This window comes from Paenibacillus sp. WLX1005 (genome assembly GCF_046603685.1).
GTDB lineage: Bacteria > Bacillota > Bacilli > Paenibacillales > Paenibacillaceae > Saccharibacillus.
This window is the reverse complement of the sequence record NZ_CP176756.1, coordinates 5005996-5019356: the sequence shown is the minus strand read 5'-3', so window position 1 is coordinate 5019356 and position 13361 is coordinate 5005996. Positions and strand designations below refer to the sequence as shown.

General features: G+C 49.3%; 14 protein-coding genes. 8 read left to right on the top strand and 6 right to left on the bottom strand.

Annotated features, from left to right (window positions below; genetic code table 11):
* The first annotated feature begins 34 nt into the window (after positions 1-34).
* The gene (locus ACE3MZ_RS21480) at positions 35-1570 is read left to right on the top strand and encodes a PucR family transcriptional regulator (protein ID WP_411344119.1); all 1536 of its coding nucleotides are present in this window, start codon (positions 35-37) and stop codon (positions 1568-1570) included.
* Between the two features lie 286 nt (positions 1571-1856).
* Here ACE3MZ_RS21480 and ACE3MZ_RS21475 read toward each other — a convergent pair whose 3' ends face one another.
* Both ACE3MZ_RS21475 and ACE3MZ_RS21470 read right to left on the bottom strand, forming a co-directional pair.
* Complete coding sequence (locus ACE3MZ_RS21475; protein ID WP_411344118.1) at positions 1857-2456, bottom strand: TIGR00730 family Rossman fold protein; 600 nt, start codon at positions 2454-2456, stop codon at positions 1857-1859.
* A gap of 132 nt (positions 2457-2588) precedes the next feature.
* On the bottom strand, positions 2589-3308 hold the full coding sequence (locus tag ACE3MZ_RS21470; protein WP_411344117.1) for a 3-ketoacyl-ACP reductase: 720 nt from the start codon (positions 3306-3308) through the stop codon (positions 2589-2591).
* A 226-nt stretch (positions 3309-3534) separates the two neighbouring features.
* On the opposite strand from ACE3MZ_RS21470, the gene ACE3MZ_RS21465 reads away from it, so the two are divergent.
* Both ACE3MZ_RS21465 and ACE3MZ_RS21460 read left to right on the top strand, forming a co-directional pair.
* Entirely contained in the window at positions 3535-4020 is a 486-nt protein-coding gene (locus tag ACE3MZ_RS21465; protein ID WP_411344116.1) for a hypothetical protein, read from the top strand.
* Positions 4021-4268: 248 nt separating this feature from the next.
* A complete protein-coding gene (locus tag ACE3MZ_RS21460) occupies positions 4269-4730 on the top strand; it encodes an NUDIX hydrolase (protein WP_411344115.1) in 462 nt (153 codons plus the stop codon).
* Positions 4731-5035: 305 nt separating this feature from the next.
* On the opposite strand, the gene ACE3MZ_RS21455 is transcribed toward ACE3MZ_RS21460, so the two are convergent.
* The gene (locus tag ACE3MZ_RS21455; RefSeq protein ID WP_411344114.1) at positions 5036-6331 is read right to left on the bottom strand and encodes a homocysteine synthase; all 1296 of its coding nucleotides are present in this window, start codon (positions 6329-6331) and stop codon (positions 5036-5038) included.
* Positions 6332-6594: 263 nt separating this feature from the next.
* On the opposite strand from ACE3MZ_RS21455, the gene ACE3MZ_RS21450 reads away from it, so the two are divergent.
* Complete coding sequence (locus ACE3MZ_RS21450; RefSeq protein WP_411344113.1) at positions 6595-6966, top strand: YrhK family protein; 372 nt, start codon at positions 6595-6597, stop codon at positions 6964-6966.
* Between the two features lie 274 nt (positions 6967-7240).
* On the opposite strand, the gene ACE3MZ_RS21445 is transcribed toward ACE3MZ_RS21450, so the two are convergent.
* Entirely contained in the window at positions 7241-8803 is a 1563-nt protein-coding gene (locus ACE3MZ_RS21445; RefSeq protein WP_411344112.1) for an FAD-dependent oxidoreductase, read from the bottom strand.
* 147 nt (positions 8804-8950) lie between these two features.
* On the opposite strand from ACE3MZ_RS21445, the gene ACE3MZ_RS21440 reads away from it, so the two are divergent.
* Complete coding sequence (locus tag ACE3MZ_RS21440) at positions 8951-9151, top strand: hypothetical protein (RefSeq protein WP_411344111.1); 201 nt, start codon at positions 8951-8953, stop codon at positions 9149-9151.
* 105 nt (positions 9152-9256) lie between these two features.
* Here the strand turns inward: ACE3MZ_RS21440 and ACE3MZ_RS21435 are convergent, their stop codons facing one another.
* Positions 9257-9817: a pyridoxamine 5'-phosphate oxidase family protein gene (locus tag ACE3MZ_RS21435; RefSeq protein WP_411344110.1), complete on the bottom strand. Its 561-nt coding sequence runs from the start codon at positions 9815-9817 to the stop codon at positions 9257-9259.
* Between the two features lie 350 nt (positions 9818-10167).
* Here ACE3MZ_RS21435 and ACE3MZ_RS21430 point away from each other — a divergent pair, with 350 nt between their 5' ends.
* From ACE3MZ_RS21430 to abc-f, 3 genes are all read left to right on the top strand, one after another.
* Positions 10168-10749, top strand: a complete 582-nt coding sequence (locus ACE3MZ_RS21430; protein ID WP_411344109.1) for a VanZ family protein — start codon at positions 10168-10170, stop codon at positions 10747-10749.
* A gap of 85 nt (positions 10750-10834) precedes the next feature.
* A complete protein-coding gene (locus ACE3MZ_RS21425) occupies positions 10835-11011 on the top strand; it encodes a hypothetical protein (RefSeq protein WP_411344108.1) in 177 nt (58 codons plus the stop codon).
* 530 nt (positions 11012-11541) lie between these two features.
* Positions 11542-13176, top strand: a complete 1635-nt coding sequence (gene abc-f / locus ACE3MZ_RS21420) for a ribosomal protection-like ABC-F family protein (protein ID WP_411344107.1) — start codon at positions 11542-11544, stop codon at positions 13174-13176.
* Between the two features lie 49 nt (positions 13177-13225).
* Here the strand turns inward: abc-f and ACE3MZ_RS21415 are convergent, their stop codons facing one another.
* Positions 13226-13351: a hypothetical protein gene (locus ACE3MZ_RS21415; protein ID WP_411344106.1), complete on the bottom strand. Its 126-nt coding sequence runs from the start codon at positions 13349-13351 to the stop codon at positions 13226-13228.
* Positions 13352-13361 lie beyond the last annotated feature (10 nt).

Genomic DNA, 13361 nt, shown 5'->3' with positions numbered 1-13361 from the left:
CTTATCCAAATTGGAATTAACGGCGGTGAACAGAATGAAGACAACAGGAATAACCGTAAGGGAACTGCTGCAAATACCGCCGCTGCAAAGTGCAAGATTGATCAGCGGAAAACGCGGATTGGATCGTGCTGTGCAATCTATCGACATTATCGAGGCGCCAGATCTGACCGACTGGGTAAAAGAAGGCGTGCTGTTAATGACGACTGCCTATGCGCTTCGTCAACAACCTTCGCGACTGGTAGATATGATTCAGTCGCTCGCCCGTGGACAGGCGGCTGGACTAGCGATCAAGTCAGAGCAGTTCGTTCAGGCGATTCCGCAGGAAGCATTACAGATGAGTGAGCAGTACGGATTGCCGCTGATTGAGCTGCCACTAGACATACCATATACCGATATTACACAGGCAGTGATGGAGCAAGTATTGGATCGACAAGCATCCATGCTGCGCCGTTCGGATGAAGTGTATCGTAAGCTGACGATGATGGTATTGGAAAATATCGGCATTCAGGCGGTCAACGATCATGTGTCCGATCTGCTCAAAGCGCCAGTCGCTGTGATCGACAACGCCGGGGTAACGATTGTCGCTTCACCAGCAGGCTGGAATTATCATCAGGCAGCGCATCCGCTCAGCTGGAATATTAATGTGGATCGGCGTACCGTCGCGCGGCTAATCGTGGACAAAGAGCGGCTGGACGATATGGAGGAGATCGGTGTCGAGCAGGCGCGACTGGTGTTGGCATTGGAGCTGATGCGCAACAAGATTATCGAGGATACGGAAAATCGGCTACGCGGCAACTTTATCGATGAGCTGATGACACCGCCCGCCCCGCCACGGCATGAAGTGGAGCAGCGCGGTCGTCAGCTTGGCATGAATCCGGCGCAGCTATGGGAAGTGGCAGTCATTGAAGGGCAAATTGCCCCAGAGGAAGAATGGATTAACGAACTGCTGGAACCGGAAGCGACCACATACGGTGTACGTCCGCATGTAGAGTTCCGTAGTAATCGGGCAGTGTTATTCCTGCCGACCCCGGCTGCGGATGGAGAGAACGGCATGACCCGACAGGAGTTGATTCCGTGGACAGATATTGTCGGCAGCTGGCTAAATGACCGGCAGGGCAAGCTGACGGGCTATCGCGCCGGTATTGGTCGTCCGACTTGGTTATGGGATATGCACGAGAGCTACAGCGAAGCCCGTCATGCGCTGACCATTTCCAGACGACTAAGCGGCGGTGGACCAGTGACCGCGTACAAGGACGTAGAGATTTACCATCTGCTGCGCGGTACGGTGGATGAACGCGGTTTTGGCGAGTTGTTCGACCGTAAGCTGGGCAAGCTCAAGCAGTACGATGAGGAGCACAATAGCGATCTGTTGCGCACCCTGTTCTTTTATTTGGAAACGCGGGGCAGTCTGCTTGATACAGCCCGCCAGCTGTTTATCCACCGCAATTCGGTCAAATATCGGTTGGAGCGTATCCGCGATATTACCGGTTTCGACCTCAATGATCCGCATGAGCAATTTGTAAGCCACATGTGTCTCATTTATTATTACTTGATTGAGCGCCCGGACTGACATGTTACCGGAAAGCAATTGAGTACTTACTGGCACGGTAGTACTGGCAACCTATGATAGATTATCGTCAATGACCGTGCATGTACGTTATCGTGAACTGGATATAGCCATTTGAATATAACCAGTATGAACAAAAAATCCCGCAGAGTCTGCCGTAATAGCAGCCTGCGGGATTTTGCATATGATTGTATTGTGATACACATGGATGATCTTACGATAGGGAATAGCAAGGGAAATCTGACCCTTACGACTCTATGAACACATTACACTCGGCAGTACATCTTAGTCATTCCGGCACATCTTTGCGATAGGCGGATGAGAGCCAACGTAGATCGGACGTCACTGGCAGCTCATGACTGACCGCCTGTACCAGTTCCGCCGGATCGGTCGAAACGAACAGACGGCTCATACACGACTCAGCAACAAAGCCTTCTTGTATTCCGTGGCGTAGCATATGAAGCAGCGGTTCATAATAACCGCGAATATTGTACAGTCCAAGCGGTTTATTATGGATGCCGATCTGTGACCAGCACAACACCTCGAACAGTTCTTCCAATGTACCAAGTCCGCCGGGCAGTGCGATAAAGGCGTCACCCATTTGCTGCATCATCGCTTTGCGTTCATGCATGCTGTCCACGGAGATCATTTCGCTCAATTCCTTGTGCACGCGCTCGCCGTGTAGCAAGCCGCCGGGCATAATCCCCGTCACTTTGCCGCCGGAAGATAGCGCCGCTTCTGCTGCTGACCCCATCAGACCGAGCCGCGAACCACCATACACCAGACGATAGCCCATCCCGGCGATGGTTGTACCTAGTTCGGATGCCGCTTGCATATACTCTGGATGCACACCCGTACCTGAACCGGCAAATACACAAATTGATCTCATGCTGTACACTCCTCATGTATTAGGAAATTATTTACAGTACATCTTAGTATACATGATTTTTATTTGCAGAAGTACCGCAAATGAGAGAAGTTATGCAAAATTCGTCCTCTTGACTCGTGGATCGCAGCGTTGTTATTGCGGATTGTTCGTCCAGATTCCTGCCGTTTTCAGGACAACGCGGGATGGTAACTTCAGACCTGCCAGAATCAGTTGTGCGACATCCTCTGGTTGCATCATGCGATCTTCGTCGCCAATCGATAATCCAGCATTCACTGCCAGCGGCGTATTGACGGTGCTTGGTGTGAGTGCAGTCACACGAATGTTGGACTTGCGCACTTCCTGCATCAGCGCTTCGGTCATGCCGATCAGCGCAAATTTGGAAGCACAGTAAGCAGAACCCGTGGCAAAACCGCGTTCGCCCGCTGTGGACGCAATATTGATAATATCACCGCTGCCCTGCTCGATCATCGCTGGCAACAATTCATGGGTCACATAATACGCGCCCATCAGATTCACGCGGATGATTTGCTCCCATTGTTCCGGGTCCATTTCTGCTAGTTTACCAAACGAGGCTGTACCTGCGTTGTTGATCAGAATATCGACATGACCGAGTGAGCTTGCTAGCGAGGAGACGGCTGCACGCACGTCTGTAGCATTGGCAACGTCAGCGGTAGCCGTGAAGACGTCGACGCCGTACTTGCCGCTCAGCTCGGATTGCAGCTGCTCCAGATCGCCGCTTGTACGTGCCAGCAGACCAAGGTGAACGCCTTCGGATGCTAACAGCTCAGCAGTTGCTTTGCCGATGCCTTTGCCTGCGCCAGTGATAATTGCCGTTTTGTGTTTTAGTTCCATATGATAAAAACCTCCTAAGTAAATGAAAGGATGATGCCGGTCAGAAACCCGCCAGATTATTATACTATTTTCCACGTCCGCAAAAAAAGGTTTCATAATGTTGGAAAAAGGGTAATAAAATCGGTTACATAATCCGACATATTCCTGTATAATGGTTCAGTAATTGCTGCACTGCATGAACTTGCTGAAACAGCCAATTCGAACCAAAATTCAGGAAAGCGTAGGGATGCCTGTGGACCACCGTCACGTAAAAACGACCATTGAGACCTTGCTTCGACGCGCTAATAGTGATGTACGGGTTCGTACCAGAAAGAAATTTCCCGGTTCCCGTTCCGTTGGCGGCAAATTTTCGCTGAACAGCCGGATGATTACACTCTATTTGCACGAGATCGAAGAACAGTGCTTTCAGCTGTTCGGTTCGCTCAAACATATTGATGATTATTTTACCATTATTCTCGCTCACGAAATGGGACATGCCCATGATCCGCTGCTTGAACAACTGGCGGATGAGCTGGACGATTGCCATGATCCACTAGTACACGCTCGTCTGGCACTACGGATTGAGCAAAATGCGTGGGATTATGCGACCGTATTATTGCCGGAATGCAACCCGCTCGTATTTGATAAAATTGTGGACTGTTCGCTGGAAGCCTACCATGAGCGGATCGCATCCGCCGTATCGGTCAACACGAGCGTTGAGGTCATTGCCTGATGCAGGAGAGTGTCATTTACTCTGCATGTTGCACAAGTCTGTATACCGCGCATGAAGGTCAACTGTATGATTGCCCAATCCAATCCCTTTTTTAAATTTCCACTGCTGCGAGTTGTGCTATATGCCACAGCCGCAGCTACGATGGGAAGGAGAAAAGGGGATTTTTGTGTTTGATACAAGGGATGGTATACGATTTACATACAGATTTACATACAAAGAAATCAGCGCATACGAAGGAGGATTATCACATGGCAAACTATATCGGCTGGATTCGCTCCAAAACGGGCACGTCCAAAATCTTCTCCAACTTTGCTGGAGCGATTATCGTCAATGCCCACGGGGAGATTCTGCTGCAACATCGGCGGGATAACGATCAATGGGGATTTCCGGGCGGGGCGATGGAGCTGGGCGAATCCGCAGAGCAGACAGCGATTCGCGAAGTGATGGAGGAGACAGGGTACGTGGTAGAGGTGGATTATTTGCAAGGAGTGTACACGCTGTACGATTATACCTATCCCAACGGCGACGAAGCGCAGACGATGCTAGTCGCTTTTGTATGCCGGATTGTCGGCGGAGAGCCGTTGAGCGAAAATGAAGAAACGCGTGCGCTACGGTTCGTTGCACCGCAGGACGCGCCGCCGCTGTTCAATGCGCAAAATGTAGATATGCTATCCGATTTTATCGCTGGACGACGTGGGGTATATCGGTAATATGTGTAGATAGAGATGCATGAAGGTTTGTCGTATGTATATGTAAAAGCGCATCTAAAAAGTGGATATGCTATAAAAATGCCTGCTTCCTTCGCGGAAACAGGCATTTGGTGTGTGAATGAAAAAGGTACATCATCCATAGAAAATAGCTATAAGTTTCACCGTAATCAACAACACATAATAACTAGATAACAACTAGATAACAACCATATAACAGCCAAATCACAACTCAACAACAGTCTGATAGCGATCTAATAGCGACCTGATAACGATCCTATTCAAGTTCATATCAGCAGATAATCTGTTTACTTCTGCTGACTGATCGCAATCGCCTGTTCCAGATCGTTGATCAGATCGCGAATATGCTCCGTACCGACCGACAATCGAATCAGCTCTGGATTCACGCCCGCAGACAACTGCTGCTCCTCATTCAACTGCTGATGCGTGGTGCTGGCAGGGTGAATGATCAGCGACTTGGAATCGCCTACATTCGCCAAATGGGAAAAGAGCTTCACATTGCCGATCAGCTTCTGTCCTGCTGCCGCCCCGCCGCGAATACCAAAGGTCAGAATTGCACCTTTACCAAGCGGTAAATATTTTTGCGCTAACTCATACGATGAGTGACTTTCCAGACCGGGATAGCTGACCCATTCTACATCTGCGTGCTGCTCCAGATATCGTGCCACCTGCAACGCATTCTCACTATGACGCTCCATACGCAGATGCAACGTCTCCAGCCCTTGCAACAACAGCCATGCGTTAAATGGCGAGATGGGCGCGCCCAGATCGCGCATCAGCTGTACGCGCGCTTTGATAATATATGCCAGCGGACCGAGTGCATCACTGTACACTAACCCGTGATAGCTTGGATCAGGCTCTGTCAGCCCGGGGAACTTACCATGTGCTTTCCAGTCAAACTTCCCGCTGTCTACAATGACGCCGCCGATGGATGTACCGTGTCCGCCGATAAACTTGGTCGCCGAATGCACGACAATATCCGCGCCATGCTCAATCGGACGCAGCAAATACGGACTTGGAAATGTATTGTCTACGATCAGCGGAATCCCATGCTCATGCGCAATAGCGGCGACCGCTTCAATATCCAGCACATTGCCGCCCGGATTGCCGACTGTTTCCGCATATAATGCTTTGGTCTGTTCCGTAATAGCTGCTCGGAAATGGTCCGGTGTATCCGAATCGACAAATGACACCGTAATGCCCAGCTTGGGCAACGTATGTGCGAAGAGATTATATGTACCACCGTACAAACTAGCTGCCGACACAATATGATCGCCCGCCGCCGCAATATTCAGAATGGAGAATGTGATCGCCGCCTGACCGGATGCCGTTGCAAGTGCACCCACGCCACCTTCCAGCGCTGCCAGCCTCTTTTCAAACACATCGGTCGTCGGGTTCATCAGCCGCGTATAAATGTTGCCAAATTCCTTCAGCGCAAACAGATTGGCAGCATGCTCGCTGTCGCGGAATCCATACGATGATGTCTGATACAACGGCACAGCACGCGAGAAGGTCGTCGGGTCAATCTCCTGTCCAGCGTGAATGGCGAGAGTTTCCAGCAAATACGGGTTCGGTTCGGTCATGATCATTCTCCTTCGGCATTGGAATTGAACCTATTCTCGCATGACAGCATGGTGGAAGCAATCGATAATTCATGCTTACACAAAAATTGATACAGCATAGAAGTTTTCGATATGTTCACCGCTATACATCTGCAAAGCCCCGATTGCTACAATTCAGTATGTATAACGCGTTAATGGTGCGAATATGGAACCTTTTGAATGTGGCAACATCCTGTTATAACCGTCGATAACACGGGTAAGTGCATCGGAGGGAGGGTTGCCTCATGAACAATCAACAAGAAGAACCCCAGGCTGTCCAGCCACTCAAAAGAAATCGGATTCGTATCCGTCGCCCCGACTCTTACAAGCTAACGGTTGAATTCAAGGATCGTCGGCTAGTAACGCAAAATTGTTATGAACTGATCAGCCTATTGAACGATATCATCACAACCGTCTGCTTCCTGATCGGCAGTTATTTCTTTTTTACAAGCGATACGAAGACCGGTACGATCATGTTCATTATCGGGAATGCCAATACGCTATTCCGCGCTGTCCTCGCCATGATCCGCAAATTCCACATCGAATGGATTACGCAGGAAGAGGATGACGGCACGAAGACCAACGAGGTGAAAGTGACCGAAGAGAAGGGTTGCTAATCCAAGTGTGCCTGTATTGTGCACAGATTCGGCAATACTAACCTAAACTGAAGTATACAGTTACTTCATAATGGGTATTACGATACAACATACGATACAACAGCTACCACCATCGCAAATACGAACATACAGCAATTCCATATACAGAATTCAATCTGTGCCTTGATATACAATAAAGGCATAAATAAAGCCGCTGCCGGAGCATACAGCATCCGATAGCGGCTTTATGGAGTTGAGTACAAGCACAAGCATACGTATGAGCACAAACTAACCGTTACAGCTTCTTTAACGCTTCTGTTGGCGGTCCTTCCAATACTTCCCCTTTATAATCAAACCGTCCGCCATGACACGGACAATCCCATGAACGTTCGGCATCATTCCATTGTACCTCGCAGCCCATATGCGTACACGTCGTATCGACCAGATGCAGCTTGCCCTCTGGATCACGATAAGCGCCCGTACGTTTGCCGCGCTGCCAGATGACCGCGCCCTCGTCGGGCTGTAGCTCATCCGCTTTGCGCAGATTGAAGTCCACTTTGCCAGTCACCAGTTCTTTGGCTACCGTCAGATTGTGGCTGATTGCATTTTGCATCCGTTTCAGCACTGGCGTTTTGCGGGATGGAGCGAACAGCTCGGTATAACGATTGTCGCGACCAGTGATCATATCGGTGATCATCATCGCTGCCAGCGTACCGGATGTCATACCCCATTTCGCATAAGCGGTTCCGACATAGATGTTCGGCGTATCACTCGTCAGCTGACCGATGCAGGGCAGCTTGTCGAGCGAATACAGATCCTGTGACGACCAGCGGTAAGGAACTTCTTTAATGCCCAGCAGATTGCCCGCAAACACCTCCAGATCGGCATAATGCGCAGTTGTATCCTCTTCCTGACCTGTGCGATGCCCTTTACCACCAACAATCACATACTGCTGATCGTCAAATGTAGCCGAACGCAGCGAATGCTTCGGATCGTCCGCACTGATGTACATCCCACTCTCAAACGGCGTCTCTGCACGAATCGCCAGCGTATACGAACGCTCCGGCTGCAAACGGGCAAAATAAAAGCCATTCTGGTCGGTCACCGGATAGTGCGAACCGGACACAACGATATCGCAGTTGACGCCAAACTCCTTGTCCTGTACGAGCAGTCGCGGACGGTCGCCATTCTCCACTTCTTCAATCATCGTATGCTCATAGATCGTCCCACCTAGTCGCAAAAACTCCAGCAGCAGGAATTTCAAATATTGCAGTGGATGAAAGCGAGCCTGTCCCGGCAGCGCAATAGCACCTTCCACACGCAGCGGAATCGGCAATGACTCGACCCATTCTCCGGGAATACCCAGCTCGCGGTAAGCGTCCATTTCCTTTTTCAAATGCTTCAATTCCGAGCTGTCCGATTCGACATATACATAAGCCGTTTCTTCCTGCCAATCGCACTCTACACCGTTATCCTGCACGATTCGCTGCATAAAGCTTTTCGCTTCTTCGGCGGCTTCATAATACAGAATCGCTTCCTCATCACTAAAATGATTGCGAATATGGTCGTAGATCAAGCCATGCTGGGAGGTGACTTTGGCAGTGGTGTAGCCAGTTGTACCGTTCAACACCTTGCCGCCCTCAAACAGCGCGACCTGCTTGCCTTCCTTTGCTAACAAATAGGCAGCCGTTACGCCGGTAATGCCTGCGCCAACGACGGCAATTTCTACATCCAGTTCTTCTGCGAGCGGCGCGAATGTCGGAAATTCAGTCGTTGCCCGCCAGAATGAGTATGGTGCTTCCGGCAATTCGATCTCGGCTGCCTTGCGCGTAATCTCTTTATTCGTATCGTCCTTCATGCTGTCCCTCCTGCATCAGTGGTCTGCGTATCATCATTCATTACCACTTCTTGCAGTGAATCTAACCGCTACCGTTGCGGAACAACCGATATTTCGGGTAAGATGAAGCGGAGTTTGCATCCATTTGAACAAAGGAGATTTCCACTTATGCGATTTATTATTATGAGAGCGATTACGTGTCTCGTTGTTATCGGTCTCGCTGTCCGAACCGTACTGTCCAACCCATCTGATCCGAATAATATATTTGCTTATATGCTGATGGTCGTTGCCGTACTGGCTTTCGTTCTACCACTGCTTATTCAGAAAATCATCCGCCGCGTCCTCGCCAATCGCCGCACCCGCAAATAGAGGACACGGATATTTTTCAATCAGTCTATACTCCAAATTCATAACAGATATCTATGCTTTATATACCAAAGTGAATCGTTATAACGGAAGGCACATAGTAAATCATTAGCGTTTTAGTTCGTCTAGTGTAACCTTCCACCTTTCCAATCCCTGCTCCGGCTCATGCAAACGGAAGGTGATGCCGGTCAGTAGGTCGGCATACTGCGCGATATCCTGCTTGATATGCTCTATCGTGCCTTCGAACCGTGCACGCGGATACATACTGTCTGCCAGCTCAGGCAGCTCCTTCATACGCAACCGTAAAGTCCAACCGGCGTCTGCATACACAAACGACAATAGCGCTTTGCCATCTCGCTGCAAATTGCCCGTCGTATTCGTGCCTGTCCACAGCGCAATCCGCACATGCTGTTCATCCACTGCCAGCACTTCGCCCACACTGACCATCGCCTGATACGGAAATCCATTCTCGCCAACCGTCAGCAGCAGCATAGCCAGATGCTGATGATCCTCCAAGCGCTGCCCGTTTAATAGCTGTAATAGAGCAGGAGGGAGGGCAATCTGCTGTGAATCCTTCACATTGGAGTTTGCCGTTTCACGCTGATGCTCCGTACTCTGTAGTACATGTTCGGTTGCATTCGTATTGATGTGTTCTTCTTCCTTAGGCATGTAGATATCCTCCGTATTCGTCTATTGTCATTTTGATATTCAGCTGTCTATACTCATCCCAATGATATACCTCTAAACGATATACCTGAAAAGTACGAAGAGTATAGATCAATCCGTAATATATTCATGTAACAAGGTGTTTCTATTGGTTGGATGTCACGAGACGGTATTGTAGGTATGAACGGCACTCGTGTCAGCATAGACAATAACGAAGCTTTATACAGCGGCATTTTGCATAGTGATCGGCAAAACCTGTACAATAAGAAGCTGTATCGTTCGCATCCTGTTACGATAACCGCATTACCTACTCCAGATCCACATCCACATCCCGACAGAACAGGAGAGACGCCATGCTACTATTCGATTCAACGATCTGGTTAATCGGCATTGTGCTACTGCTGATCGTATTGCTGATTTTACGCCGGATATATCATAAATCACTGATGGAAGTACTGCTGACTGGCTTGTTCGGCATCTACCTGCTGAATGTTATCAAATACACCTTTTTCCCATTTCCCGTCGATTCGCAATTGCTGGAGCTGATGCGTATCACTGGAGGCGACAAAGGCATGGTGCGACTGAATCTGATCCCGTTTCATTCACAATTTTACGATTCCATTCTGGTCGACAAATCGAACTATCTTAATGTGCTCATGACCATTCCATACGGTCTGTTGTTGCCGCTGCTGATCTCTATGACGACCCGCCGTATGCTGCTGTTTGCCGTTGGCATCGGACTGGTTATCGAGACGCTGCAAGGGATGATCGACCTGCTGCTCGGCTTCACATATCGTACGGTCGATGTGAACGATATTATTTTCAATTTTACAGGTGCCATGCTAGGCTGGGCAATGCTCAGACTGTTGCTGCGAAGCAGTATCAGGCAAAAACAACTTGCCAGATGGTTCCCGGCTGTGGTACAAAAGATGTAATCACGACATCGCGCGCAATCCGCTGTTCCCGGGAAGGAATGACGGGTCATTGTAGACGATGTTATACCAAAGGAGGTGAGGCAGGATGTTGAATTTCCCATTGTATATTGCGCTGGAACACCGAGTTGTTGGCGTATATAATATTGCAGGCACATTTTACGAAGACGGGAGAAGTCTGTCCAAAAATGAATACTTCCCAAATGGCGAAATGCCGCTCCTGCCTTCAGCCTCGGTCGGATTTTCAGCAGTGTACACGTTGTGACAGTGATCAAGATGTAATGAATGGATATACTCATTATGTATCACCGTCATACGAATTGGATCAGCGTAACGATATTGTTGTCTGCGTGACAACGTATATCAGCGATCCTCTGCACTCCGTATCGCGAATGAACAGTTGTCTTCGGAATTGTACCTATACGAATATGCCTTACATCGTCGGCATACTTGTATGTGCAGAATGTAGCGTACGGATATCTATCTGCTTCGTATTCTGCCGCAACTCCACCCATGACAGCCGCAGGGACATTTCCCCTGCGGCTTTTTTGTTGTGCTCTGATTGTGAGATAGTATCATCTCCAAGGCACAATCAATTAAAACGGAATGATTCCTATTCCGAGCTGACAGGCAGAAGCGCATTTCCTCGACCATATCTATGCAAGAAGCGAATCAGATCATAGCCATATACTGGATCGGTTTGTCTTCCAATACACTAGCGCAGCCGTTCTTGTTGTTACTTCCCATGTCCTTGTAGTACAAGCCCGGCTGCCTCACACGAGGAGAATGAACAATATGTCTATTATGATTGCCTGTCAGCAGGTTCAACAATATTACGGCGCCCAGCAGGTGCTGTCCAGCGTCACCCTTGAAATCCACAGCGGTCGCAAAATCGGTCTCATCGGTCTAAATGGAGCGGGCAAAACGACCCTGTTCCGCCTACTATCCGGTCAAGAACGTCCATATCAGGGCGAATTGCATATTCAAAAAGGCGCTCGTGTCGGCTACTTGGCACAGGTGCCGGATTACGCAGCCGGCACTACCGTCATGGACGTCTTGCGTGCCAGCTTTCACCATCTGTTGCAATTGCAGCAGCGCATGGAAGAGCTGACGATTCGTATGAGCGATACGAATCAATCGCCAGAGCAAATGGACAAGACATTGCGTGAATACGGCGAAGCACTGGATCGTTTTGAAGATCAGGGTGGGTATGAGATGTCAGCCCGCATCGATGCGATTGCTGCCGGACTACGCATTCCGCAGTCCCGCTACGACGAGACAGTAGATATTCTGTCCGGTGGGGAGAAGACGCGTGTAGCGCTTGCGGCGCTGCTGCTGACCAACCCGGATATTCTGCTGCTCGACGAGCCGACCAATCATCTGGATATGGATGCCGTCGTCTGGCTGGAACAGTTTATCAGCGGATCGAACGCGACCGTTGTCGTCATCTCGCATGACCGCTATTTTCTAGATAAAGTCGTACAGGAGATCATCGAATTAGAAGACGGCGAAGCTACATCGTATCCGATGAACTACTCAGCATATCGCGAGGAAAAACAACGCCGTCTCATCAACCAATACGAGAATTACCAAGATCAGCAAAAAGAAATCAAGCGCATCAAAGAATCGATCAAACGTCTGATCGACTGGGGCAACCGCTCCAACCCGCCCAATCCCGGTTTTCACCGCCGCGCCGCTTCCATGCAAAAAGCGCTCGACCGTATGGAAAAAGTCAAACGCCCGGTGATGGAACGCGCCCAGATCGATCTGGAATGGAGACAACAGGGACGCTCCGGCGAACGCGTGCTAGTGCTGGATCAAGTATGGAAAAGCTATGGTGACAAAGCACTATTGCAGGAGTCATCCGCCCTGCTACGTTATGGCGAACACGCTGTTATCATCGGCGGCAATGGAGCGGGCAAAACGACGCTGCTACGTATGATCCTCGGTCAGGAAGAAGCCGACGCAGGCACCCTACGCTTAGGTTCCCGCACTGACACCGGCTACTTGGCACAAGAAGCCGCTCCACCGAACGCTGGCGAAACCGTACTGGAATGGTTCAAACTACACGCTCGCATGGAGGAAGGCGCCGCCCGCGGACAACTCGCCAAATTCCTATTTTACGGCCCAGATGTGTTCCAAAAAGTATCTGGTCTATCAGGTGGAGAATGGAGCCGATTGCGATTGGCAATCCTGATGCACCAGCGCCCCAACCTGCTGATTTTGGATGAACCGACGAATCATCTGGACATTTCGTCAAGAGAAGCATTGGAGGAAGCACTAGAAGAATTCCCAGGAACGATTTTGGCTGTATCGCATGATCGGTATTTTATTAATCGGATCGCGGGACAGATTTGGAGTTTGGGGGATGGAGAGTTGAAAGTGTCGCTTGGGAATTATGAGGATTATCAAGAGCAAAATACTCGCTGAATCAAAATAAAAAGGTATCTTTGTCTAAGGACAAAGATACCTTTTTATTTTAAGATCCGCCTATACCATTATCTAATGTTGTTAATCGAGTTGATTTCTCAATAGGTGCATGACTTAAAAAAGTAGCACCATTAATCAGTGTAAATAATGTCAACAAAATCAAAGCTTTTTTCATTATTATTAAC

What these genes read in the sequence shown, in the direction of transcription:
- ACE3MZ_RS21480 (WP_411344119.1), top strand. Translation starts at nt 35, where the DNA reads ATGAAGACAACAGGAATAACCGTAAGGGAACTGCTGCAAATACCGCCG.
- ACE3MZ_RS21475 (WP_411344118.1), bottom strand. Translation starts at nt 2,456, where the DNA reads ATGAGATCAATTTGTGTATTTGCCGGTTCAGGTACGGGTGTGCATCCA.
- ACE3MZ_RS21470 (WP_411344117.1), bottom strand. Translation starts at nt 3,308, where the DNA reads ATGGAACTAAAACACAAAACGGCAATTATCACTGGCGCAGGCAAAGGC.
- ACE3MZ_RS21465 (WP_411344116.1), top strand. Translation starts at nt 3,535, where the DNA reads ATGCCTGTGGACCACCGTCACGTAAAAACGACCATTGAGACCTTGCTT.
- ACE3MZ_RS21460 (WP_411344115.1), top strand. Translation starts at nt 4,269, where the DNA reads ATGGCAAACTATATCGGCTGGATTCGCTCCAAAACGGGCACGTCCAAA.
- ACE3MZ_RS21455 (WP_411344114.1), bottom strand. Translation starts at nt 6,331, where the DNA reads ATGACCGAACCGAACCCGTATTTGCTGGAAACTCTCGCCATTCACGCT.
- ACE3MZ_RS21450 (WP_411344113.1), top strand. Translation starts at nt 6,595, where the DNA reads ATGAACAATCAACAAGAAGAACCCCAGGCTGTCCAGCCACTCAAAAGA.
- ACE3MZ_RS21445 (WP_411344112.1), bottom strand. Translation starts at nt 8,803, where the DNA reads ATGAAGGACGATACGAATAAAGAGATTACGCGCAAGGCAGCCGAGATC.
- ACE3MZ_RS21440 (WP_411344111.1), top strand. Translation starts at nt 8,951, where the DNA reads ATGCGATTTATTATTATGAGAGCGATTACGTGTCTCGTTGTTATCGGT.
- ACE3MZ_RS21435 (WP_411344110.1), bottom strand. Translation starts at nt 9,817, where the DNA reads ATGCCTAAGGAAGAAGAACACATCAATACGAATGCAACCGAACATGTA.
- ACE3MZ_RS21430 (WP_411344109.1), top strand. Translation starts at nt 10,168, where the DNA reads ATGCTACTATTCGATTCAACGATCTGGTTAATCGGCATTGTGCTACTG.
- ACE3MZ_RS21425 (WP_411344108.1), top strand. Translation starts at nt 10,835, where the DNA reads ATGTTGAATTTCCCATTGTATATTGCGCTGGAACACCGAGTTGTTGGC.
- abc-f (WP_411344107.1), top strand. Translation starts at nt 11,542, where the DNA reads ATGTCTATTATGATTGCCTGTCAGCAGGTTCAACAATATTACGGCGCC.
- ACE3MZ_RS21415 (WP_411344106.1), bottom strand. Translation starts at nt 13,351, where the DNA reads ATGAAAAAAGCTTTGATTTTGTTGACATTATTTACACTGATTAATGGT.